Origin of the sequence: Knoellia subterranea KCTC 19937 (assembly GCF_000768685.1) — a bacterium.
Classification (GTDB): Bacteria; Actinomycetota; Actinomycetes; order Actinomycetales; family Dermatophilaceae; genus Knoellia; species Knoellia subterranea.
This window is the reverse complement of sequence record NZ_AVPK01000005.1, coordinates 165,512-188,495: the sequence shown is the minus strand read 5'-3', so window position 1 is coordinate 188,495 and position 22,984 is coordinate 165,512. Positions and strand designations below refer to the sequence as shown.

The following is a 22,984-nucleotide window of genomic DNA, read 5'->3' as shown; positions in this document are numbered from 1 at the left end:
CTCCGGCGTGGGTCACCCGGCGTCGGTCACCAGGGGCACATCGCTCTCGACGGCAGCGTTCCACTCACGCTTGATCGTGCGCCACGCCTCGTCGGTCATGCTCCGACGCCAGTAGCCCGAGATCGACAGATCCTCACGAGGGAATTGCCTCTCGCCGAGCAGGTGCCGACGCACCTCGCGCACTTCGCCGGCTTCACCGTGCACGAAGCCCTGGCCGCGACCCGCCGGGAAGTCGAGCGCCCGGACGGCGTCAACGAGCAGGTTGGCGTCACCCCGATCGCCGGAGCGGTGCAGCCAACGCACCTCGAGCGAGCCGGAGGACGCGAGCTCGATCTCGTGCTCGGGGCCATCGCAGAGCAGGAGTGCCACGACGCTGCTGCCCTCCGGGAGGGCCTCGACCGACGCGGCGATGGCAGGGAACGCGGACTCGTCGCCGACCATGAGGTGCCAGTCGGCCTCGTGGTCAGGGCGGTAGCCGCCGTGGGCCTGGGTGAGGACCACGGTGTCGCCGACGGCCGCCCCCTGGGCCCACGGACCAGCGATGCCGGAGTCGCCGTGGACGACGAAGTCGACCGTGAGCTCGCCCGCGGTCTGGTCCCACGCACGTGCCGTGTAGTGACGATGCGAAGGCCACAGCTCCTGCGGGTGCTCCTCCTTGACCTGCTCGACCGAGAAGGGCGCGGCATACGGCGCGCCCTGAGGCGGGAACCACAGCACGAAGTAGGCGTCGGTGTGGGCACCGAAGCCCTCACCCCACCCCCGCAGGCCAGGTCCACCGAGGACGAGGCGAACGAGCGTGGGCGAGAGCTGCTCACGGGATACGACGGCGCCGTAGAACGCTTCGTCTGGACGACGGGACACGGACTTCCTCCTCTTGTTAGGCAAACCTAACTCTACGGGGTCCACGCCGCGCGCGTCGCTGGCCCAGGGTTCGACGTGGTCGAGTTCGGGCGTGGTCAGTCCATGGCCTCGATGCCGAGCTCGGCGAGGTCCGCCGCTCGGGCCCGCATGTGCGCCACCGTCTCGTCCGGCGGGAAGGTCACGTCGTGCACCTCACGCACGATGCGGAGTGCCTCGGTCGTGCGATAGGACCGCGTCGGGTTACCGGGGAACCGCTTGTCGGTGACGTTCGGGTCGTCATGGATCGGACCGGTCGGCTCGACCTCATAGACCCGCGGCGGCCCGTCACCCAGAGCGAGGGCCGCGGCCAGCGGAGCGCCGTCGCGGGAGGCCGTGAGATAGATGTGGTTCGAGCGCTTGCCCGACCCGTAATTCGTGCCCCAGCCCGGCGTGAGCCGGTCACCGGGACCCAGGTCGGCGCGCGTCCCGTGGAAGAACGGGCCCTCGTCGTCGACCTCACGCGCCTCCGGCGCCGGGTCCCGCAGGAGACTGTCGAGCCGCGCCATGAGGACGTTGACGCGAGTGCGTCCCGGCGCCACCCGCGGGTAGCGACCCAGCACCTCGCGCACCTCCGACGGCATCCGCTTCGCGGCGGCATCGAGGACGTACTCCGCCACCACCGGGTCGTTCCCTCGCGCCACTTCGGCGGCGTGGGCGGCGTGCGCCGCCGATCCGAGCACGTGTCGCAGTTGGGTCGCCTTCGCCAACGGATGCAGGTATGCCGCACCCGCAGCATCCCCGGCAGCGATGGCTGCGTGCCCCGCGGCTTCACGAACGGGGTCGGTGGTGCCTGCGGTGACTTCCTTGCCGGCACGGTGCGCGGCCGTGGCCGTGGTGCGTTGGAGGTTCGACCGCGGCGCTCCGTCGGCGAAGGCCAGCGCGGCATCCAGCGCGGCACGTGGACGCGGATCGTCCGGGAGGGTGCGCTCGAAGAGCACGAGCACCGGCTCGGCACAGGCCGCGGCGTAGCGCGCCACCGCCCGGAGTTCGTCGATGGTCAGCTCGAAGTCACCCGTGCCCGTCGTTGCGCTCCCCATTCGTCCGAGTCTGGCACTCCTTGTCCCCAAAGAAGGGACACGACGGCGGCGTCCCGCGTTCATACCGTGGGTGAATGGAGGGGTCGAAGCTCGAGTCGATGCGCAGGTGCTACACGTGCCAGGCCTGGGTCACGGGTGGCCAGCATGGCGAACCGGACCACGTCATCATCAAGGAACAGGGAGTCGGTGTGACGGCCCGGGCGAACCCATCCGGTCCGGCCGCAGACCACGCGGTCGATCCCTCGCCGTCTTCCCGCTTCGCGCGAAGGGCCCTCACGGCGCTGGCCTGCTTCCTGCTGCTTGTCTTGGTTGGGTGGTGGGCGACCTCAGGCCGGGACAGCGACGAGGTGCCGGACCCGCCCCTCCGGACGGCGCATCCCAACGGTGGAGACGGGCCAGCGGTGTCACCCACACAGGAGCCCAGTTCGGAACCGACACCCGATCCGACGCCGAGCACGGACGAGGAGGCGATTGCAGCCCTTGAGGCCTGGGTCGAGCGGGACGCCGCCACCGACCCCGCACCGGTCCGAGGTCAGTGGGTGGCGGTCCTGTCGAGCAAGCGAGTGGGCATCTCGGACCCGAGCCAGCAGGACGAACCCTTCACCGCGCTCGACATCCTCCGGCACTTCACCGCACTCCGCGACGATCCGGACTTCGGATCGGTGGTCCGCCTCGCAGCAGGTTCCACCGGTCGATGACGGCCTCGTGGCTGAAGCGGCAGCCGTGCTCGGTGACGGTGAGGATGCGCTGCGCCGCGAAGTGATCGACGACCCGACGCACCTCCGCCTCGTCACCGACCGCCAGCAGCCGCGCCATGGGGACGACCGCACCCGTCGGAGGCGCGTCCGCCTCGACGACGACGAGCCGGAGCAGGACCCGCCGCGCGAGATCGCGCAGCTCCTCGGGCAGAGCGGTGTATGCCGTGTCCGCCGTTCGCGTGACCGCGCCCCGAATGCCTCCCACCCGCGCGTAGTCGTCACCCGTGAGCCGCCGCCGGTCACCGGTGAGCCACATGAGGAGGAGGGCGTGCGACAGGTGCGGCAGGACAGAGACGCCACCCAGGGACCCCTCGGGGTCGGCGTCCTCCAGCATGAGGTCGACGAGCTCCGGGGCGAGGTCGATGCCCACGGCCGCCGCCGGCTCGGTGATGATCCGCCGCAGGTCCTCGCTCGCCATGGGCCCGACGACGACCTGGTGCTGCCGCAGGGCCTCGAGCAACAACGGCGACTCCGTGGCGTTCGCGAAGAAGTCGGCCCGCAGCGCGCACACGACGACCCGCTCGGGGCCACCCCGCGCCCACGCATCGAGGCGCTCGAGGAACGTCTCACGGTCGGCGGCCAGCCCCAGGGTCCACAGTTCCTCGAGCGGGTCGACGACGACCCCCGCCGGTCCCTCGTCGCCGGTGGCCAAGGTGTCGAGGCCCTCCGTCAGGGAGGTGAGCGGATCCGATCCGGGCGAGAGGACGGCATACGCAAAGGTCGTCAACCCGGGAAGCACTCCGGCGCGGATCACCGAGGACTTGCCCGAACCGGACGCGCCGAGGACCACGACGAAGCGGCTCGCTGCCGGGTCGGCCGCCGTGTCGCGGATCGTGGCGCCGATGTGCGCGGCGAGTTCGATCCGCCCGAAGAAGAGGGCACTGTCGCCGACGTCGTAGGACGCGAGGCCGCGATAGCGATTCGGCGCCACCATCCGCGGCAGTCGACCCGCATGCAGGCGCTGAGACGCGCGGTGCCAGGCGTCGTGCTCCGCCTCCGGCACACCGAGGGCTGTGAGGACGCCGGTCAGCACGTCCGGACGCGTGGGCGGGGGCAGGTGGCGGCCGGAGAAGTAGCCACCGAGCGTGCTCGCCGGGATGCCGTCCGTCCGACGCGCGACGTCCCGCACCGACAGTCCCAGCGCGAGGCGCAGCGCGCTGAGCGCAGCACCGAAGTCCTTGACCGTGCGGATCTCGTCCGGAGTCGGGCTCGGCGCCCCCGAAACCGCGTCCGCCGAGGTTGTCGGACCGTCGATGAGGGGAACGTATGCCGTCACTCGCCTTCGCGTGACCCGTTCCGGGAACGCTGGCCCGAACGTCTCACGCGCGGGACCCTGTACGACTTTGAACGGACCTTGCCGCATGGCCTCACATGACCGGACACGAGGCCTCCGCGTTCCCACAATCGGGGCATGGACACGGTCGGGCCGCTCGGCGTGATGGGACTCGATGAGCACCCCATGCTCATGGAGGGCGTCGCAGCGGTCATCGGACGGGAGCTGCCGGGATTCCGGTGGCTCGGGTCGGCCCAGTCACCGGGTCGGCTCGAGGCGCTCATGGCGGCCCTCGGGCCACCGGACATCCTCCTGGTGGATCTGCACAGCGGCGGAGGAGCTGATCTGGAGACTCGCCTGCGCGACTGGACGTCACGGGGCATCGCCTGCGTCATCTACACGGCTGAACTTCGTCCCGTGCCGTTGCGGCGGGCCGTCGAGGCAGGGGCGTGTGGCTTGGCCCTGAAGTCGGACCCGATCGCGAGCCTCCTCGACGTGTTGGAGGTGGTGTCCGCGGGTGAATTCGCGGTCTCGGGGGAGCTGGCACACGCCCTCGTGACCGATCCCGACCTCGTGCCCCGGCTCGCGCCCCGCGAGCTCGAGACGCTGGTACTCCTCGGCGAAGGACTGCCGCGCAAGGCTGTAGGCCGGCGCATGACCCCTCCGGTCGGCACGGCCACGGTCGTCACCTACGTCAACCGGGTCGGGGATCGCTATCGCAGCCTGGGGCGGCCCGTGAACAGCGTCGCCGACGTCATCCGGGCCGCGACGCAGGACGGGTACCTCTGAGATTCGGACATCGACCGTGCCGTTGTCGGCGCTCGGTGCCACGCTGGCGGTGTGCCGGTCACCATCGACGACGTCCGTGCCGTGGCTGGGGGGCTGCCCCGCAGCTACGAGGTGATCGTGCGCGACCGCGTGAAGTTCCGTGTGGGCAGCATCGTCTGGGTCGCGTTCAACCGCGAGGAGACCGAGATGGGCTTCGCCTTCCCCAAGGAGGAGCGTGAGGCGCTGGTCGCGAGCGATCCCGGCGTGTTCTTCATGCCGAGGCCGTCGGACCTGCGGTTCAACTGGGTCGAGTGCCACCTCGACCGGCTCGACGAGGACCTCATGCGCGAACTCGTCCTCGACGCCTGGCGCATGGTGGTGCCGCGCAAACTCTGGGCCCATGCCGGTGGTGGTGACGGGTCCACCTGACAACCCGTGGCACACGGGCCGCGCCGAACCTGCGAGAGTTTGGGGTAGGACGGGAGCCATGAGGGCACCCACGGAAGGGGTCGGACCATGTGGCCTTGGCTGATGATCGCAGCCGGAGTACTGCTGATCGTGGGCGCGCTCGTCGCGCGTCAGCGGATGATGAGCGAATACCGGGCACAGAGCGCCGAGGCGAATGAGCAGGCCGAGACGGACCGGGATGAGCTCGACACCGAGCGCGACGTCCCGGACGACGCCCGGGATGACCGCGAGTTCGACACTGCCGCGTCATCGTCCGACTCGGACCGGTCCAGCGACGGCTACATCTTTGATGGCTCGGACGACGTGGCCAGGGGCGAAGGCCCTGCGACGACCGACAACGTCGCGGACCAAGCGCCGGCCGAACTCGAGTCGCAGCCCCTGGCCCCCACCGAGGCGCCGGCCCGGCAGGCGGATGAGGCCCCCAAGCTGCCCGCACCCAAGCCCGTGGTGACCGCTCCTCCGGTGATCGTGGCCCCGCCCGTGGCTGACGCGGAGCGTCCGACCCTCGTCATCACGCTTCCGCGCAAGAAGCCCGAGGCACCCGAATCCGGTTCGACGGACACCCCGGACAGCCCGGCCACTCCGGCCGCGGCCAACTCGTCCACGCCTGACGCGGGTTCGGAGCCGATGCCGTTCAAGGACCTCCCGGCCAGCCACGTCCTCGCACCGCCGCCCCGACTGCGCACCCGCTCCTCGGACGTGCCGCTCATGGACTGGCTTCGCTACTACTCCGACGGCAACGCGTGGTCCGGCGTCATCCAGAGCATCAGTGACCGCATTTCCGGCGACGTGATGCTGCAGCCGTGGTTCGGCTCGATGGACCGGTCCACCCTCCAGCGGCACGTCATGGCGACGGTGCGCGACCTGACGAGCGAAGGCCTGACCGTGGGAACGGTCCGCGAACTCGCCGCCGCTCAGCTGGCGTTCGTCCAGGCCGGTGGCGAGCCCATCACCGAGCCGGTGTGGGAGAAGCTGCACGCGACGTTCGCGAACGCTCTCCGTGAGCACCTCGTGCCCGAGGCCGGGGTCCAGTCGCTCGACACGACGCTCGCGCCGCTCAAGGCCGTCATCGTCAAGCGCAGCCTGATCTGAGGGTCCATCCGGACGGCTGAGGGCCGAAGATCCCTCACCGGGGTGGGCCGGGCAACGTTGATGTCGGATGGTCCTTCCTGTGCTCCGACGGAAAAACTCCCGGGTTACCGCACCTGCGGCCAATGAGTTAACGCCGACCTGGCTTCACACAATCCGGGCCGAGATGTTCGTACCGCGAGTCGCTTAGCACTGTCCTCACGAGTTTCACGGCTCTTCCCAGATGAGGGTGTAGGTCGACCGGGCGCGTCGGTCCGCAGATAGACGTCGAGGTCTCCCGACGATGGAGGTTCCTACGCCATCCATCCGAAAGACCTCGACGTGACCGACGCTACCCCGCCGGCCGGCTTCGGCCGCCCTGACCTGACCGCCTTCGCGTCTCATCCCAATCGACTCTGATCGAGTCTGCTGACCCCCTTGACGAGAACGCAGCGACATCACAGCCACCCAACCCCGACCGTCCGGGAAGCCGGGACACGTCACATGGCCTGTGCTGCGGGCGTGTCGAGTGGGTCGTCCAGGGGCGACGCAGGAGCGTCGACGCGACGTGCTGAGAGGTGGTTCCAGTCGAGCACTAGGACACCGGTTACAGGCATGGCGATAGGTCAGGAACGGCGTCGCTCCCTACGCAGGAGGGAGCGCAGAGTCTCGGCGTTCGCGTAGCCGACCCGTCGCGCGATCTCGGCGGAGGTGAGGTCCGTGGTTGCTGAGAGGTGCCGAGCTCGTTCGATGCGAAGCCGTTGGACGAAGCCGAGCGGAGTGAGGTTGAGCGCCGCACGGACTCGTCGTTCGAGGGTGCGCCGGCTGGTGCCGAGCGACTGCGCGACGAAGGCGACGTTGAACGGTTCGTCCAGGCGGGCGCGCACGAAGCGTTCGAACTCGACGACGATCGGGTCCTCGTGCCGGAGATGTTCGTAGGCGACGAAGGCCGCCTGCGACGGACGCTCGTCGATGATGAGGAGCTTGGCGACATGTTGGGCCAGGTCGGGGCTGATCGATCGCACGAGTGAGAGCGCGAGGTCGATGTGGGCGAACGCGGCGCCGGCGGTGACGAGGTTCCCGTCGACCACGACCATGGTGTCGAGATCGAGGGCGACTGTCGGATAGCGCTTCAGGAACTCCGGCCCCAGGAACCAGCTGGTCGTCGCCCGCCGATGATGCATCCGTCCGGTCTCGGCGACAGCGAACACGCCGGTGCACGCCGCGGCGATCCGGGTGGTCGCGTCGTCGAGGCGCCCGAGCGAGGCGATAACCGAACGAGCATCTCGGCTCTGGAGGGCGTCGTTGGTAGCGGCGGCCGTGAGGGTTCCAAGCGCAGGGACGACGACCACGTCGAACTCTGCGGACTCCGACAGCGGGTGGTCCACCGACAGGGTCATCGATGCCGTCGTGGTCACTCTCCGTTTCGGTCCGAGGATGGCGAGTTCGATCGGGTCGATCCGCGGGTCGACATCGCCGCGGGCTCCGTCGGCCACCCGCACGATGTCGATGACCGACGCGACAGCCGAACCGAAGCAGCCGTCGATCGCGATCAGTCCGATACGCATGGCGCGAACAATAGCAATACTGCCGTATACGCCACTTCTCATCTGCCCTTGCTCGTCATACGCTGAACTCGCTTCACCAAGAAACCTCGACACCTAGGAGAACCCCTCATGTCCGCACCCGCATCACTTCCGTATGCCTTCGTCGCCAAGATCGTCGCGGCCGATGGACAGCACGACGCGCTCGCCGATCTGCTCGCCGGCGCTGTCGCGCTCGCCAACGAAGAAGTAGGAACGATTGTCTGGTTCGCGGTCAGGACCCACGCCGACACCTTCTGGATCTTCGATGCATTCCCCGACGAGGCCGCTCGCGACGCCCACGCCAACGGCGCCATCGTCGCAGCCCTGATGGCCAACCAGCACCTCCTCGGCGCAGCACCCGAGATCCTGGCGGCCGACGTCCTCGCGTCCAAGCTCCCGTAGTCCGCCAACGCACGAGACGATCGCGCCCCGCCGAGCCGTCGCCAGGTCGCGACGCAACGCCACGCTGCGTTGCCGAGCGGTGCGAGGCCTATCGGCACACGGACAGGATGCCGGCCGCGAGCGCTCAGCCGGCGAGGGGTCCGTCGCAGAGGAGAGCGACGTCGGTGTCGGGCAGAGCCGTGAGGCCAGCGCATCGCGCGACCACCAGAACCGAACCGCCCCTGCCCTGCGTTTCCGCAGGTCAGGGGCTGTTCGCCGGAGCCGCCTGTCGGAATCGAACCGACGACCTAATCACGTCGGCTTTGCGTCTATCGCTTGATGCGCCCACTGGGCGAACGAGCCGCTGACCTGCGCAAACGCCGAGCGTGGGGGACGCCGCCACCCGGTGGTGACCGACGACGACCGACCAGTACCGACCGTTTCACCGGAGCTTGCGGCGGCGTCGAAGCCGAGCAAGCTCCATTCCTTTTGCTTGCCGAGCCCACCCCCGCACCGTCTCCTTCGAGATGCCCAACTTCGCACCGACCGCGACACAGGCCCGGGTCACTGACCCTGACTCCGCCGCATGCTCAGCGACCATCCGCACTGCCCGCTCCCTGACCGCGGGATCGAATTTCTTCGGCATACCTGCATCCTTCCTGACCAGAAACGATGCGGCACAGAACCACGAACGCTTCACTCCTGCGCGAACTCACCCTCGACCCCCACCGCACCTACCAGCCACAGAAACCACAAGAAACCCCCGAACCGGGGGTTCGGGGGTTTCCGATGTCCTGAGACATCACACGGTGGGTTGTACACGAAAGGGCATTGACGCAGGTCAGAGCATCAATTGGTAGAGGCCGAAAGCAGGCCTTCACACCAATATCGCCAAACTTTCACACCTCGAACCCGGTCGGAGCAGTCCCTGCGAACCAACCATGCGGACCGGCGCCCCCCAGTAGAGGGATCTGACCCGCGGTCCTAGTGGCTAACTACACCCTTGTCCGTGCACGCCGGAGCCGCGCACGCTGACCTCACAGATGGCACGAGAACAGGGTCGTCGACGGCGACGTCCCCGCCCCAGTCCGGGCCGCGTTCGCCGAAATCCTTGACTCGCTCGCCGCCGTGTTCGTCGTCGGAGTGTCGATCGAGCCTGCAGCAGGGGGCCCTGTTCAGCCCGCCAGCGTGAGTGGTGAGTCGCCGTGTTGGGCAGCGCAGACCTGTATTGGCATGCGATCTGGACTCCCTATCCCATCCCGGTGTTCGTGGCCCAGGTCCACAACTATCCCCTGACCGGCAAGAACTTCTTGCCATCTCGGGAAGTGAGCACTTCACGCTCGGTCACCACGAGGACCTCCATGCCGTCTGCGGTCTGGCTCGCACTCACCGCCTGTGGTGGCGGCACGGTTGCACCGGTCATCCTCCACGTCCGCGCTGCGTCCGCGCTCATGGCGATCTCGCCGCCGGGCGTTACGCCCGCAACGACACCAGCATCGACCCAGGCCACATGTAGCAGCAGCGGCGCATCGGGTATCGGCTGCCACGTCGCGCCCTTGTCGGTCGAGCCCAGCAGGGCGGCCTCTGTCGTCGCGAGGACTTTGCTGCCGTCCGGGTTGGCGGCGAGGGTTCGCGGGTGCGCTGTAAGCGGTGCCGTCGACCATTGGCGACCATCAGTGGTGCGGCGCAGTTTGCCGTCAAAGGCTAGGACGGTGTCCCCCGCCTGAGTCAGCGTGTGAAAGTCCGATTGGCCGCCTCGCGACAGCACCGCCCAAGTCTTCCCGCCGTCGGTGCTTTCGATGAGGCCCATGGGTTGGGGCAGTTCCGGCGCCATGTTCGGGTGCCCAGAGGCGTAGTAGTGGCCGGGCCCGGCGATCCAAAACCCCATGAGGTCGATGCTTGGTCCGACCCTGACGGGACCGTCGGCGGCATACCGGAACAACCCTTCGTGAGTGGCCAAAAGCAGCGTGCCGTCGCCGGGATCCCGGCCGACACCGTGAACGTGCGCAGACGGCAGTGACGCGCTGTCGACGACGGCCGAGGCTGCGGGCGCCGGGCTCTCTGCGTTGTCGGCGATTGCCGAGCATGCAGACAGCAGTGCCACAAATGCCGGTACCGCGAAGAGTGCACGGAGGCGCTGCCGGGCTGGGTGGTGCATTGAAGCCCTTTCAGGCGAGGTCGTTTGAGTGTGCCAACGCGTGCTACAGAAGGCCCTTCATGGTCGCGATCTCCTCGTTCTGACCCTCGACGATCGCCTTCGCCATCTCCTCAACCTGAGGGTTCGTGGTTGTCTTGAGAACACCCTCGGCCATCTCCACAGCGCCCTCGTGGTGCTCAATCATCATTGTCAGCCACATCTTGTCGAACGCGGCTCCATTGGCGGCCGACAGATCTTCCATGTCGTCGCCCGACATCATGCCGTCGCCACCGCCGTGTCCTCCGTGACCGCCCTCTGCGGTCATGGGTGCGTCCCACTCCTGGAGCCACTTCGTCATCGTCTCGATCTCAGGACCTTGAGCGGCCTTGATCTGGGCTGCCAACCCCTTGACCTCCGTAGAGGCGTCCTTCTTAAGCGCTTCGTCTGCCATTTCGACCGCTTGCCGGTGGTGCGGAATCATCATCTGGGCAAACATGACGTCGCCCTTTCGCCCGTCGTCAACGTTCTGCGACTCGGTCGCTGATGTCGTGCTTCCGCCGCCCGCTGCTCCCGACCCAGCATCATCGGTGCCGCAGGCGCTGACGCTGAGAAGCGCAGCAACACCGACGGCGGCCAGGACGGGGTGGTGCTTCTTGAGGTGCACGGAACTTCGCTCCTTGGTCGTGAGTATGTGGTGGTGCGCACCCGGCGAGGGGGAAGTCGGCTGCGCACCGGTCCTACCCTCCAGCGCTTGGTCGCCCGGGACGACGTGGATTCTCTGAAGGTTTGATGAAGATGACCTCAGCCGCTCGGACGCGTTACCGCCGGATGGGTTCAGCGGCCCGTCGGGGCAGCGACTTCGGACGCCGGATTCGTGTGCGCCTGCGCACTGTCTGCCTGCGGTCCTGACGGAAGGCGGAGCCGCTTGAGCATCAGCGCGTTTACAGCAACGATCACACTCGATCCGGACATCGAGAGCGCCGCGACCTCGGGACGCAGGACGAGTCCCAGGGACGGTTCGAAGACCCCGGCGGCGATGGGCAGTGCGATGACGTTGTAGCCGACGGCCCATCCGAGGTTCTGTCGCATCTTCCGCAGCGTTCCTCGGCCAACGCGCAGGGCGATGGGAACGTCGAGGGGGTCCGAGCGCATGAGCACAAGGTCTGCGGTTTCGATCGCGACGTCAGTGCCCGCGCCGATCGCGATGCCGAGGTCTGCCTGGGCCAGGGCGGGGGCGTCGTTCACGCCGTCGCCGACCATGGCCACCTTTTTTCCTGTGGCCTGCAGTTCAGCGACCTTGGCGGCCTTGTCGCCGGGGAGGACCTCGGCGATCACCGTGTCGATGCCGAGTTGACCGGCGATGCGGTCGGCGGTGGCTTGGTTGTCGCCGCTCAGCATGACGACTTCGGCGCCCAGTTCGTGGAGTTCCCGAATGGCCTGCTCGGAGGTTTCACGGACTGCGTCGGCGAGAGCGATGACTCCGGCGCCTCGCCCGTCCAGGCCGATGAGGACGGCCGTGCGACCGCTGGCAGCGAGTTCGTCGCGCCGAGCCAGCCACGGTCCAACGTCGATTCCTTGCTGGGCCATGAGTTTGCGGTTGCCGACGACGACTCGGTGGCCGTCCACGTCGGCGACGGCGCCGTGACCTGGGACGTTTTGGAAGTCGGATGTGGCTGCGGGAACGACGCCTTGGTCTACGGCATACGCGACGATGGCGCCCGCGAGGGGGTGCTCCGATTCGCGCTCCACTCCGCTGACCAAGCGCAGCAGTTCGGTCTGGGTCAGGGCGTCGCCGACGAGAACGTCGGTGACTTCGGGCTCGCCCTTGGTCAGGGTGCCCGTCTTGTCGAGCACGACGGTGTCGATACGGGCAGCGGACTCCAGAGCGGTGGCGTTCTTGAACAGGACGCCTCGGCGGGCACCAAGACCCGTGCCGACCATGATGGCGGTGGGAGTGGCCAGCCCGAGAGCGTCGGGGCAGGTGATGACCACAACCGTGATGGCGAACAGCAGCGCCACCTGCACGCTGGCGCCGACGCCTAGCCACACGAGGAACGTGCCGACCCCGCCGACGAGTGCGACGAGAACAAGCCAGAAGGCAGCACGGTCAGCAAGGCGCTGCCCCGGCGCCTTGGAGTTCTGGGCTTCCTGGACGAGCCGCACGATCTGTGCGAGCGCAGTGTCGGAGCCGACCTTGGTGGCGCGGACTCGCAGGACTCCTGTCGTGTTGATCGAGGCGCCGATGACCTCGGAGCCGGGGGACTTGCTCACGGGCATGCTTTCGCCGGTCACCATGGATTCGTCGACTTCGGAGATCCCGTCTTCGACGGTCCCGTCGACTGGCACCTTTCCACCGGGGCGGATCAGCACGAGGTCGCCGACGACCACACCTGCCGTGGGGATCTCGACCTCTTCGCCGTCGCGAATGACGGTGGCCTTGGGTGGGGCCAGGTCCATGAGGGCGCGAATCGCGTCGTTCGCTCCGCCGCGGGCACGCATCTCGAACCAGTGCCCGAGCAGCACGAAGGTGGTCAGCATCGCGGCGGCCTCGTAGAAGACTTCGCCGCCGCCAGTCAGGGTGATCCCGACGCTGTAGAGCCATCCGGCGCCAACCGCGACCGCCACCAGCACCATCATGTCCAGCGTTCGGTTGCGCAGCGCCCGCCAGGCTCCGTCGAAGAAGATCCACGCGGAGTAGAACACGACCGGGAGGCTCAACAGGAAGGCGAACACATCGTCGCGCAACCCAAACGGGGTCGGGGCCGTGAAGCCGAGCATGTCCCTGCCCATGGGTGACCAGAGGGTGATCCCGGCGGTGAGGACCAGTGCGACAAGGAATCGATTGCGCATGTCGCGCGCCATGTCTGCCATGGACATGCCTGCGTGCCCGCCGTGGCCCATCATCTCGTGTGGCGAGTGAGCGCTGTGATCCATTGCGTCGTGCTGGGCGTTCACGTCGTGCTGGGCATTCACGTCGTGTTGGGTGTGCGCTTCGTGTTCCGCGTGTCCTTCACCATGCGCGGTGACAGCCACGTGCGCCGCGTCAGCCGCTGGCTCGCTCATCGGTTCGCAGACATGCTGCGGAACTGACTGCCCGGAGCAGTGGTATCCGCAGTCGCGAACCCAGCCGGTCAGTTCCGCCACCGTCGTCGAGTGAGGGTCATAGGTGACGGTGGCGGTCTGGTTCGCCGCGTTGGCTTCGACGGCCTCGACGCCCGGCCGACGCGTCAACGTGGCCTCGATGGCTCTGGCGGAAGTGGCCCAGTGCAGGCCTCCCAGTTGCAGAACGGTCTTTCGGCTCATGGCGCAACATCTCCGTGGGTTGACGTGGGAACTCGCTCCTACAAGTCGACTGTATACCCCCATGGGGTATTTCGTCAGTGCCGGTGACCAGGCATGAAAAGCATCATGGTGGCCATCATCGCGACACACAGGAGCGCGTACGCGATGGCACCAGCGCCGACGGCACCGGTCGCGACGAGTGCAACCACGACGAGCACCATGGGGATGCAGCAGGCCAGCATCATCAGCGCGTGACCGCGTGAGTGGCGGCTCTGATGAGACTGTCCCGCCTCCTCGCCGATCGGCTTCGACGTCTGATCATCGGCAGGCGCGTCATCGTGCCAGTGAACGAGACGGTGGTCGCCGTCACGGGTATCGGTCATTGTTCTTTCCTTTCAGGGAGGCCGGGACGTGCCCGAGCGCCTTGTACAGCGGGCAGTGCCCTGTGGCACCTGTGAAGACCAGATCGAGCCCTGCAAGGCCAAGCAAGACCTTGAGGGCCGCAGCCCCGGCAGGGCCGGGTTCCCGGAACAGCGCTATGGCAATAGCCACGGCGGCCAGTCCGACTGCGATCCGTCCGATTCGTTCGGTGGGGCTTATGTTCACGCAGAACCTTCTGTCGTCCATGTCAACCTTCCTTCCTTCCACTTCCACGGTGATCGCCGGAAGTAGAGGTGGACGCGGGAAGCGGATGAAGGTTCGTTGAAGGCCTTACGAGTGATGCTCGGTGTGCTGCTCTGTCGGTGACGGTGCAGGTCCTCGCTGCTGGGTAGGCGAGCCATCGCTGATGGCGGGTCCCACGACGAGCGCGGACACGAGGAACATCGCCGTGAAGAGGCCCGCCGCAATGGCAGGCGCTAGCCATGTGCGGAACTTCCTATGGATGCGTCTGAACATGGGAACCGAGAGGACCAAGCCGACGACGTAAAGGGCAGCATTGCCGCCCAAACCGGTGAGGAGGGCGGCGCCAGCGAGGATGCCCACGTGGTGCAGGACATGCGGAACCAGACCCAGAACCACCCCGGCCGCCGCTGCTGCCGCGTCGCGCACGGCGCCCAAGCGGGTTCTCTGCCCCTCCGCCGTGGTAGGCATAGGTTTCGTCGCGACGGATCTCAGTGCGGCGAACGCAGCATGACCTGCCGCGCCTGGTACTCGTTGGCGTCGATCTCGCCGCGCGCGAACCGCTGGTCGAGGATGCGCCACGCCTCGTCAGACCCGGCCTGGGCCTGCCTCGACTCGGGGCGGCCGTCCCTGAACAGGGCCACGACCGCCAAGATGACCAGGGCCCAGAACGCCACGGCCGTCAGGGCCATCACAAGCCAACCGGTCCAGCCCATTCCGTCGTTCCACATCATCGCCCTCAACTCCCCTTGTCGGATGTCATCAATGTGGGACGGCCACACGGACGGGACGGCAGTGGTTCTGTGAAGGTTCGCTGAAGATGCGCCGCGTCGACCCCTCTCCAAGTGGTCGTAGCGGGGACGGCTGCGACCATGTGGGAATGGTCCATGAGAAGCCAGGGCGCGAGGACGCTGTCGAAGATGGGTCTCGTCGCCAGGCGTCCTTGCGGGGGGTACGAGCCCTCGTCGTCGAGGACGACGTGCCCATGGCAACGGTGATTGCGAACTATCTGGAACGCGAGGGCTACGAGGTCCACGTGAGCCACGACGGCATGGACGCAGTTCAGGTTGCCCGCAACGTCGATCCTGACGTCGTCATCCTCGACCTGGGACTGCCGGGGCAGGACGGCATCGAGGTCTGTCGGTCCTTGCGCACCTTCTCCGACGCCTACGTCGTCATGCTGACGGCCCGAACGGACGAACTCGACACGCTCGTCGGGCTATCGGTCGGAGCCGACGACTACATGACAAAGCCCTTCAGTCCGCGAGTCCTCATCGCCCGACTGCGTGCGATGCTGCGTCGGCCCCGTCCCATGGGTGGCTCGGAGGACGGCCCCGCGTATCGCCGCTTTGGCCCCCTCGTGATCGATCCAGTCGGCCGAGACGTATGGATCGGTGACGAGCCGGTGTCCCTGACACGGACCGAGTTCGACGTCCTCGATGTGCTGTCCGAACGGCCTCGAATGGCGTTCGGCCGACGTCAACTCATCGATCGGGTGTGGGGGCAGACATGGGTCGGCGACGAGCACCTCGTCGACGTCCATGTCGGACACCTGCGCCGCAAACTCGGCGACGACGCCGGTGCCGCACGGTTCATTCGCACGGTGCGTGGGATTGGCTATCGGATGGGGACCGGCGAATGACCGCGGCTCAGCGTGGGGCTGGAGGCATCGGGCGGGCTGGGCTGGCCCCGCGCCTACTGATCGCTCAGACCCTCGTGCTTGTTGCGGGTGCGGCCACGTCATGGGCGGTAGCGGCCATTGTCGGCCCGAGCATCTTTCATGATCACCTGCGCCAAGCGGGAGTGGGTCACTCGGCGGCCGAGGCCGCCCACGTGGAGGAGGCATTCGGCTCGGCGCTGATCATCGCGTTGGGTGCCGCCCTGACCGCGTCCGTGATCCTGGCATTGGGAGTGACTGCGTTCTTCACGCGGCGAATCCAGCGTTCGACCACGGCTGTTGCGAACTCAGCCGCCAAGATTGCCAATGGCCAGTACCAGACTCAAGTGCCCAGCCCGGGGCTCGGTGCTGAGTTCGACCAGTTGGCAGCGACCATCAACGACCTGGCGCGGAGGCTCGGCGACGTGGAAGCCACCCGTCGTCGACTGCTGGCCGACCTTGCTCACGAGATGCGCACGCCTCTGAGCAGCATTGAGGCGCACCTCGAAGCAGTGGAGGACGGTGTGCGCCGGCTCGATGACGGGACCATGGATGTCCTGCATGGGAACACCGCGCGGTTGCAGCGCCTCGCTGAGGACATCAGCGCCGTGGCCCGTGCTGAGGAGGACGGACGCGATCTGCGGAGGGTGCCGACGCGCGCCGCTGCGCTGGTCGACTCCGCCGTAGCCGCGGCGCGCAATGCCTACGTTTCGAAGCAGGTGACTCTGGTCGTGGACGAACGCGCTGATGGAGTCGTTCTCGCGGACCCGGACCGTATGGTGCAGGTGCTGTCCAACTTGCTCAACAACGCCCTCCAGCACACAGCGGCCGGTGGCAATGTCCTTGTGGCGGTCCGCAAGCCGGACCCTCACTGGATCGAGATCACGGTGATTGACAACGGTGAGGGGATCGAAGCCGAGCATCTGCCTCACATCTTCGAAAGGTTCTACCGGGCAGACCCCGCGCGTAGTCGTGTTCGAGGCGGAAGTGGCATCGGCTTGACGATCAGCAAGGCGCTCGTCGAGTCCCATGGGGGCGGCCTGTCTGTGTCAAGCCCGGGACGGGGTCGTGGATCGAACTTCACCGTCCGGTTGCCGCTGGCCACGTGACGGTCCTCCCAGGGGCGCATCATCAGCACCGACTTCAGCAAGCCTTCATGAAACCTGCACTGAACGGCCGGGCGGGCCGGGCAAGGCTGTGGCAGTCCACCATGTGGGTGAACGCGCGTCTGTGGCGAACGCTTGGCGTCAGGATCGGGAATACCTACCCCATGGGGGTATGTTGGCACTGCTGAGATGGAGGATCCCATGAACGCCAAGACCCCCGCCCGGGCCGTTCCCGGCTACATCGACAGCAAGGACGAACAACTGCGGCGGCTCCGGCGAATCGAGGGGCAGGTACGCGGTCTGCAGAAGATGGTCGAGTCCGACACCTACTGCATCGACATCCTCACCCAGGTATCTGCCGCCACCAAGGCGCTTGAGGCCGTCGCGCTCGGTCTGCTGGACGACCACTTGAAGCACTGCATGTCCGATCTGGCGGACGGCAGCGAGACCGATCGAAGCCAGAAACTCGAAGAAGCGTCGGCCGCCATCGCACGGCTCGTCCGTTCATGACCCACCCGTCACTCGAAGGAGATCACCTTGTCCGAGAACACCGGTAAGAACCTGCCCATGGCTCAGTCCTCAGGCTGCGCGTGCTGCAGCCCTGCCTCATCCGAAACCGCCGCCGCACCCACCGGGGAGAACACCATGAACACCCAGACCTTCGCAGTGACCGGCATGACCTGCGGTCACTGCGTCAACGCAGTCACCAGCGAAGTCAAGGCACTTCCCGGGGTCAGCGACGTCAACGTCCGACTCGTCCCCGACGGGTCATCCACCGTCACGGTGACCAGCACCGAACCCCTCAGCGACGAACAGGTCTCCGCAGCACTTGACGAGGCCGGGGATTACCACCTCGCTCGCTCCTAATCAGAACCGCAACAGCCAGACCCGGAAGGACCGCACGATGGCCACCCAGGTGGACAACGTCCAGCAGCACGACCAAGAGGTCGAACTCGCCATCGGGGGGATGACCTGCGCATCGTGCGCCGCGCGCATCGAGAAGAAACTCAACAAGATGCCCGGTGTCAGCGCCACCGTGAACTACGCCACCGAGAAGGCCAAGGTTCACTACGGGTCGGAGGTCGCCCCCGCTGATCTCATCGCCACCGTCGAGGCCACCGGGTACACAGCGTCGGTTCCTGCCCCCCAACGGGCTCAAGAAGCAATGGAGGACACGGGGCAGTCGGCCAAGGACCAAGAGGCTGACATCTGGCGGCAGCGGCTGACCGTGTCCGCTGTCTTGACGCTCCCCGTGCTGTTGATGTCGATGATTCCAGCCCTCCAGTTCGACAACTGGCAGTGGCTGTCACTGACGCTTGCGTCGCCCGTCGTCGTCTGGGGCGCGTTGCCCTTCCACCGGGCCGCGTGGACCAATCTGCGGCACCGAGCCGCCACGATGGACACCCTGATCTCCGTGGGCGTCGGGGCCGCATGGTTGTGGTCCCTATGGGCGCTGTTCTTCACGCACGCCGGGATGACGGGCATGCGGATGCCGTTCGACCTGCTTCCGAGCCGGTCCGACGCTGCGGCAGAGCCCCACATCTACCTGGAGGTCGCCGCGGCTGTCACCACGTTCATTGTGTCCGGTCGCTACTTCGAGGCTCGCGCCAAGCGCACCTCCGGCGCTGCCCTTCGCGCACTCCTCGATATGGGAGCCAAGGACGTCCCTTCGAGAACAACTCGTTGGCGTCCACCCCGAGGGCCGAAGCGAGAGCCGTCACGTTGCTGACTCCCACGTCCAACAGGCCGTGTTCCATCTTGTTGATGCTGACGCGGTGCATCCCCGTGGCATCGGCCAACTGCTGCTGCGTCATGGACTTCGCCAGCCGGAGTTCGCGCACCCGGCCACCCAGGGCAACGAGCGCGTCATGACGCGCTTGCTCCAGTTCTGGGTTCAGTGGCATCAGGGTCACGTGCCCAGCGTGCACCGGAGGACCGACAAGTCCGCCGATAGGGGGCCGGACGGACTCAGCAGGGATTTGAGTCGCGACAACACTGGATCCTCCGTTTCGCCCGAACCATCACCGAGTTGGTCCAGATACAGGTAATTCCGCAGGTCAGAGACCTACGGAATTACCTGAACTGATGGATCAGAGTTACCTGAACCACCCACTGTGCGCAAGGGGGGATTTGAACCCCCACGCCCATAAGGACACTGCCACCTGAAGACAGCGCGTCTGCCGTTCCGCCACTTGCGCGTGAAGCGGAACCAAGTGTGCCGCACGAGTGCGCTCCAAACCAAACCGATCCCGTATGCCGTCCGCGCCCCGCCCGCGGATCCGTCGCCTATCGCGCGGCGCCAGTCTGGGCAGACGCGGCCGTGCGCTCCAACAGCTCCACGGCGCGACCCACCCCGTCCTCCGCCTGCACCTGCGAGCCGACCTCCGCCGCCCACTCCCGCCGCTCACCCCGCACGAACCCGCGCAGCACCTCGGTCAGCCACTCCACCGTGAGCCGATGCCTTCGAACCGGCCGTGCTCCGACACCGATCTCCCACCCGCGTCGACCCCAGTACGGCTGGTCGCCAATGTGCGCCACGACCGCCTGCGGCACCCCGGCCCGCAGGGCCGCCGCGGTCGTCCCGGCTCCGCCGTGGTGGACGACGCCCACCGTCCGCGGGAACAGCCACCCGTGCGGCACGTCCCCCACGCCGCGCACCCACGCGTCGTCGCGCGACACCAACCCGGCCGACCCTGCGTGCAGCACGACACGCACCCGCGCAGCCCGGGCCGCCTGTGCCACAAGGGAACTCATCAACTCACCGTCCCGGGTCGGCATCGAACCAAACCCGACGTATGCCGTCCGCCCACCTTCCAGCCACGCCTCGAGTTCCGGGTCGGCCGGGTTGGCCGGGCTGGCCGGACGTGGCCCGGCGTCCTCGAGGTACCAGCTCCCGGTGACCACCGGGTTGCCGTGCCAGTCAGATGCGGGAGGCACCAGTACCGGCGAGGCGGCGAGCAGTCCAGGGGTGCGCCGCACGGCGTCGAGGAATCCGCGGCGACCGGTGGGAGGCAGCCCGAGTTCGACCCGGAGCCGGTCACCCGGCAACGCGAAGACGGATGCCATCGCGTTCAGAGTTGCCTGTCCCGCAACGGAATTGGCGATGGAGGAGCGCCGGGGCACATACGGCTGCATCGTCGCCGACCCCTCCCTGGTCGGACGCATCGGCGCGAACTCGGCCACGACGTGCTGCCCGCCCCCGACCGAGGCGAGGGCATCGCCGGCATGCACCGTGAGCGCCCCGCTGACCCACACGTCGGCGGAGCCCATGAGCGGGAGGAGCGCACCGGCATACCCCTCGGTCGAGGCGACGACGAACCGGCGGAGCGCGGCCAACTCACGGAACGGGTTCGAACTCGAATGCCCCAACCAGGCGACGCCGAGCGGTGAGTTGATGAGTTCGTGGATGCGTGCACCGGACGGCGCGAAGCCCACCCCGCGGCTCGTCACGAACTCCTCGAAGTCGTCGCCGGCGCAGAGGGTCACCTCGTGGCCAGCGCGCACGAGACCCACCCCGAGCGCGACCATCGGCTGGACGTCGCCGCGCGAGCCGGCGGCAAGGATGTTGACCTTCACGCCACGAACCTCAGGCCTGGTCGGCCTGCGACCGGGATACGTGCTGCTGGGCCAACCGACGCAGCGCGGCCAGGACGGGGTCGACGAGGATCGTGCCGATGATGACCTGGCGGATGGCCGCTTCCTGCTCCTCGGGGACCGTGGAGACGTCGACCCGGGCGATGCCCTCGACGTGGTCGGCGTAGCGGTCGAGTCGATCCTCGTCGAAGCCGATGCCTCCGGCGTCACTGGCCGCCCAGGCCCGGTCGAGCTCGTCGAGGAAGGGGTCGTCGGGTTCGATCAGCCACCCGCGCTTGTCCACCCACGCCCGAGCACGCCCGCGCCCGTCGGTCGCGCCAAATCCGTTGTCTCCCAGAGGTTTGACAAGACTGCGCTGGGCAGCCCGGAGCACGTCGATCCAGTCGTGACCCGGTGCGGTGATGATCTCGAGGACTTGTCCGATCGTCGCGAGTGGCAGCCCGCCGACCTCGCTCAGGGCGCGGACCAAACGGACGCGTTCGACGTGGGACTCGTCGTAGTCGGCCTGCGTCTTCGAGACGACGGCCCCCGGCTGGAGCAGGCCCTCGCGCAGGTAGTACTTCAGGGTCGCGACCGACACCCCCGTGGACGCGGACAACTCAGCCAGCCGCACGGCATACCTCCGCATTTCTCCGACGGATTCTTCGCCGCCGGGTCTTGACGTCGGATAGTAACGCTCCCCAATATGGGATATCAGCACTATCCAATCCGAGGAGGCCGTCATGGCCGAGGGAATCGTTCAGACGACACACACCCACGACGACGAGATCGTCGTCTTCCACATCGGCATGACGTTCCGGAAGTGGCACCGACCCGACCTCTGGGGTCCCGTCTTCGTCGCGATGCCGAAGATGCTCGCCGAGCTCGAACGCAACAAGGCCGCGGCCGCTCGGGGCGAGGAGGAGGACCTCGGCTTCCTCGGCGCCACGACACTCATCGGCGCGAAGGGGCCGTGGGTCGTGCAGTGGTGGCGGAGCACTGAGCACCTCTACTCCTACGCCAGCCGCGCCGAGAGCGAGCACCTCCCTGCCTGGCGGGCGTTCAATCGGGCCGCGCGCAAGTCACCCGGCGCCGTGGGCATCTGGCACGAGACGTATGCCGTCCCCGCCGGTCACATCGAAACCCTCTATGGCAACGGGGCCAGGATCGGTCTCGGTGCCGTGGTCGGGACCGTGCCGGCAGCGCGCCGTGGACGTCAGGCTCGCGAGCGGCTGGGCAGCACCCTCACCTGACCCCTCCCACTTCTCGGGCAATCCGTTCAGGCGAGGCGGACGCGCGCGACGTGGTACCAGAAGCGGTCGCGCACTTCGTGTCGGCTCGCGTCGTCGATGTCGTAGACACCGGCCCGTCCGGACAGGTCGAGGAGCAGGGCGCGATCGAGTTCGCCGGGGATCGTCGGCTTGCCGGCGCGCAGGGCGAGCAGTGCGTCGGGCGTTGCCGTGCGGCACCACGACTCGAGGACGGTCTTGGCGACCGCGTCGATGATCTCGGCGTTGAAGGCCCCGGATTCGTCGATGACGGGCAGGTCGCCGGTCGAGGTCGTCCAGCTGGGCGTCGACGTCGGCAGCACGACCTCGGTCGCCTTCTTGCGCCCGAACATCGCCGGACTCGGCAGCGCCTGCCCGTCAGCGGGTTCCGACACGGGCACGTCGGGCTGCGTCGACCCCGAGCTCGCAGCGGGCGTCGAGTCCGCATCGGTCCCGGTCTCCGGAGTGGTCTCGGGGACCTCGGTCGCCTCGGTGTCACCAGCCTCCGCGGACTCGTCCTTGGGGATGAGCCCATCCGGGATTGCCCGCGAGCGCACGCAGTGGTCGATGACCTCCGGATCGATCTGCACCTCCCCATCGGCAGCCCGCCGCAGGTGCTTGGACACCGCGTGCCCCGTGCCGTTGTGGCCGGGCACGGAGAGCAGCACGACCTGGACCCCGGCGCTCTGGGCCTCCTCGACGGCCTCGGTGAGGTCGTCGTCGCCGGAGACGAGATAGACGACGTCGGCGACCCGGGCCCGTCCCTGGAGGGCGAGGTCGAGGCCGAGGCGGACGTCGACGCCCTTCTGTTCACCGGCATACGAGATGCGGCCGAGGCGGAGCTTGATGCGGGGGAGGAGTCCGATCTGGTCCTGGTGCCAGTCGGGCTGGCCGCCGGACCTCGCGCCGGAGTCGTACCAGTTGACCCGCAGCAGCGGCATCCCCGAGTCGGTCTCCACCTGCGCGACGAGCCCGGCGATGAGGCCGGGATAGTCGACCTCGATGCCGCTGCGCAGCGACGACCCGGTCACGCGCGTCGCGGCGGACGCGAGCAGGTAGCCGACGTCGACATAGACCGCGCAGTAGGACCTCATGCCCCCA

The 22,984-nt window shown here is 67.7% G+C and carries 24 protein-coding genes, 1 tRNA gene and 1 pseudogene; 11 read left to right on the top strand and 15 right to left on the bottom strand.

What is annotated here, in order from left to right:
- Nucleotides 1-12 precede the first annotated feature (12 nt).
- On the bottom strand, nucleotides 13-861 hold the full coding sequence (locus N803_RS10390) for a siderophore-interacting protein (protein WP_035904888.1): 849 nt from the start codon (nucleotides 859-861) through the stop codon (nucleotides 13-15).
- Nucleotides 862-956: 95 nt separating this feature from the next.
- The gene (arr, locus tag N803_RS19095) at nucleotides 957-1,937 is read right to left on the bottom strand and encodes an NAD(+)--rifampin ADP-ribosyltransferase (RefSeq protein ID WP_035904886.1); all 981 of its coding nucleotides are present in this window, start codon (nucleotides 1,935-1,937) and stop codon (nucleotides 957-959) included.
- Between the two features lie 74 nt (nucleotides 1,938-2,011).
- Here arr and N803_RS10380 point away from each other — a divergent pair, with 74 nt between their 5' ends.
- Entirely contained in the window at nucleotides 2,012-2,635 is a 624-nt protein-coding gene (locus N803_RS10380; RefSeq protein WP_035904885.1) for a hypothetical protein, read from the top strand.
- Here the strand turns inward: N803_RS10380 and N803_RS10375 are convergent.
- Entirely contained in the window at nucleotides 2,565-3,971 is a 1,407-nt protein-coding gene (locus tag N803_RS10375; RefSeq protein ID WP_035904883.1) for an nSTAND1 domain-containing NTPase, read from the bottom strand. The two genes, N803_RS10380 and N803_RS10375, sit on opposite strands and share 71 nt — an antisense overlap.
- A gap of 135 nt (nucleotides 3,972-4,106) precedes the next feature.
- Between N803_RS10375 and N803_RS10370 the strand changes: the two genes are divergently transcribed.
- From N803_RS10370 to N803_RS10360, 3 genes are all read left to right on the top strand, one after another.
- Nucleotides 4,107-4,757 (top strand): transcriptional regulator, encoded by a 651-nt coding sequence (locus N803_RS10370; RefSeq protein WP_035904882.1) that lies wholly within the window; start codon nucleotides 4,107-4,109, stop codon nucleotides 4,755-4,757.
- A 51-nt stretch (nucleotides 4,758-4,808) separates the two neighbouring features.
- On the top strand, nucleotides 4,809-5,165 hold the full coding sequence (locus N803_RS10365; protein ID WP_035904881.1) for an MmcQ/YjbR family DNA-binding protein: 357 nt from the start codon (nucleotides 4,809-4,811) through the stop codon (nucleotides 5,163-5,165).
- An 87-nt stretch (nucleotides 5,166-5,252) separates the two neighbouring features.
- On the top strand, nucleotides 5,253-6,296 hold the full coding sequence (locus N803_RS10360; protein WP_156969736.1) for a hypothetical protein: 1,044 nt from the start codon (nucleotides 5,253-5,255) through the stop codon (nucleotides 6,294-6,296).
- Between the two features lie 602 nt (nucleotides 6,297-6,898).
- Here N803_RS10360 and N803_RS10355 read toward each other — a convergent pair.
- On the bottom strand, nucleotides 6,899-7,840 hold the full coding sequence (locus N803_RS10355; RefSeq protein ID WP_035904878.1) for a GlxA family transcriptional regulator: 942 nt from the start codon (nucleotides 7,838-7,840) through the stop codon (nucleotides 6,899-6,901).
- A 108-nt stretch (nucleotides 7,841-7,948) separates the two neighbouring features.
- On the opposite strand from N803_RS10355, the gene N803_RS10350 reads away from it, so the two are divergent.
- On the top strand, nucleotides 7,949-8,260 hold the full coding sequence (locus N803_RS10350) for a putative quinol monooxygenase (protein WP_035904877.1): 312 nt from the start codon (nucleotides 7,949-7,951) through the stop codon (nucleotides 8,258-8,260).
- Between the two features lie 1,264 nt (nucleotides 8,261-9,524).
- On the opposite strand, the gene N803_RS10345 is transcribed toward N803_RS10350, so the two are convergent.
- The 6 genes from N803_RS10345 to N803_RS10320 form a co-directional block, all read right to left on the bottom strand.
- Entirely contained in the window at nucleotides 9,525-10,397 is an 873-nt protein-coding gene (locus N803_RS10345; RefSeq protein ID WP_342666691.1) for a F510_1955 family glycosylhydrolase, read from the bottom strand.
- Between the two features lie 43 nt (nucleotides 10,398-10,440).
- Nucleotides 10,441-11,040, bottom strand: coding sequence for a DUF305 domain-containing protein (locus N803_RS10340; RefSeq protein WP_052112151.1), 600 nt, complete (start codon nucleotides 11,038-11,040; stop codon nucleotides 10,441-10,443).
- Nucleotides 11,041-11,210: 170 nt separating this feature from the next.
- Nucleotides 11,211-13,679: a heavy metal translocating P-type ATPase gene (locus N803_RS10335; RefSeq protein ID WP_035904875.1), complete on the bottom strand. Its 2,469-nt coding sequence runs from the start codon at nucleotides 13,677-13,679 to the stop codon at nucleotides 11,211-11,213.
- A gap of 74 nt (nucleotides 13,680-13,753) precedes the next feature.
- Nucleotides 13,754-14,041: a hypothetical protein gene (locus N803_RS10330; protein WP_035904874.1), complete on the bottom strand. Its 288-nt coding sequence runs from the start codon at nucleotides 14,039-14,041 to the stop codon at nucleotides 13,754-13,756.
- Nucleotides 14,025-14,285, bottom strand: coding sequence for a YgaP family membrane protein (locus N803_RS17955; RefSeq protein ID WP_084764369.1), 261 nt, complete (start codon nucleotides 14,283-14,285; stop codon nucleotides 14,025-14,027). The genes N803_RS10330 and N803_RS17955 overlap by 17 nt, the downstream gene beginning before the upstream one ends.
- A gap of 485 nt (nucleotides 14,286-14,770) precedes the next feature.
- Complete coding sequence (locus N803_RS10320; RefSeq protein ID WP_035904870.1) at nucleotides 14,771-15,013, bottom strand: SHOCT domain-containing protein; 243 nt, start codon at nucleotides 15,011-15,013, stop codon at nucleotides 14,771-14,773.
- A 146-nt stretch (nucleotides 15,014-15,159) separates the two neighbouring features.
- Here N803_RS10320 and N803_RS10315 point away from each other — a divergent pair, with 146 nt between their 5' ends.
- The 5 genes and pseudogenes from N803_RS10315 to N803_RS10295 form a co-directional block, all read left to right on the top strand.
- The gene (locus tag N803_RS10315; protein ID WP_084764367.1) at nucleotides 15,160-15,921 is read left to right on the top strand and encodes a response regulator transcription factor; all 762 of its coding nucleotides are present in this window, start codon (nucleotides 15,160-15,162) and stop codon (nucleotides 15,919-15,921) included.
- Between the two features lie 191 nt (nucleotides 15,922-16,112).
- Nucleotides 16,113-17,045: a sensor histidine kinase gene (locus tag N803_RS10310; protein ID WP_245617159.1), complete on the top strand. Its 933-nt coding sequence runs from the start codon at nucleotides 16,113-16,115 to the stop codon at nucleotides 17,043-17,045.
- Nucleotides 17,046-17,243: 198 nt separating this feature from the next.
- Nucleotides 17,244-17,552, top strand: a complete 309-nt coding sequence (locus tag N803_RS10305) for a metal-sensitive transcriptional regulator (protein ID WP_035904868.1) — start codon at nucleotides 17,244-17,246, stop codon at nucleotides 17,550-17,552.
- 135 nt (nucleotides 17,553-17,687) lie between these two features.
- Complete coding sequence (locus N803_RS10300; protein ID WP_035904866.1) at nucleotides 17,688-17,909, top strand: heavy-metal-associated domain-containing protein; 222 nt, start codon at nucleotides 17,688-17,690, stop codon at nucleotides 17,907-17,909.
- Between the two features lie 37 nt (nucleotides 17,910-17,946).
- A pseudogene (locus N803_RS10295) lies at nucleotides 17,947-18,708 on the top strand (cation transporter); the annotation flags it as partial.
- Here N803_RS10295 and N803_RS19190 read toward each other — a convergent pair.
- The 4 genes from N803_RS19190 to N803_RS10280 all read right to left on the bottom strand — a co-directional run bounded on the left by N803_RS19190 (nucleotide 18,617) and on the right by N803_RS10280 (nucleotide 21,264).
- Nucleotides 18,617-18,856 carry a helix-turn-helix domain-containing protein gene (locus N803_RS19190; protein WP_425402409.1) on the bottom strand — a complete coding sequence of 80 codons (240 nt, stop codon included), beginning with the start codon at nucleotides 18,854-18,856 and terminating at the stop codon, nucleotides 18,617-18,619. The pseudogene N803_RS10295 and the gene N803_RS19190 overlap by 92 nt on opposite strands.
- Before the next feature lie 301 nt (nucleotides 18,857-19,157).
- Nucleotides 19,158-19,240 (bottom strand) — tRNA-Leu (locus N803_RS10290).
- 88 nt (nucleotides 19,241-19,328) lie between these two features.
- Nucleotides 19,329-20,618: a glycosyltransferase gene (locus tag N803_RS10285; RefSeq protein WP_052112149.1), complete on the bottom strand. Its 1,290-nt coding sequence runs from the start codon at nucleotides 20,616-20,618 to the stop codon at nucleotides 19,329-19,331.
- 10 nt (nucleotides 20,619-20,628) lie between these two features.
- Complete coding sequence (locus N803_RS10280) at nucleotides 20,629-21,264, bottom strand: MerR family transcriptional regulator (protein ID WP_245617158.1); 636 nt, start codon at nucleotides 21,262-21,264, stop codon at nucleotides 20,629-20,631.
- 94 nt (nucleotides 21,265-21,358) lie between these two features.
- On the opposite strand from N803_RS10280, the gene N803_RS10275 reads away from it, so the two are divergent.
- On the top strand, nucleotides 21,359-21,868 hold the full coding sequence (locus tag N803_RS10275; protein ID WP_035904859.1) for a DUF4188 domain-containing protein: 510 nt from the start codon (nucleotides 21,359-21,361) through the stop codon (nucleotides 21,866-21,868).
- Nucleotides 21,869-21,894: 26 nt separating this feature from the next.
- Here the strand turns inward: N803_RS10275 and N803_RS10270 are convergent, their stop codons facing one another.
- Nucleotides 21,895-22,977, bottom strand: a complete 1,083-nt coding sequence (locus N803_RS10270) for an NYN domain-containing protein (RefSeq protein ID WP_035904857.1) — start codon at nucleotides 22,975-22,977, stop codon at nucleotides 21,895-21,897.
- Nucleotides 22,978-22,984 lie beyond the last annotated feature (7 nt).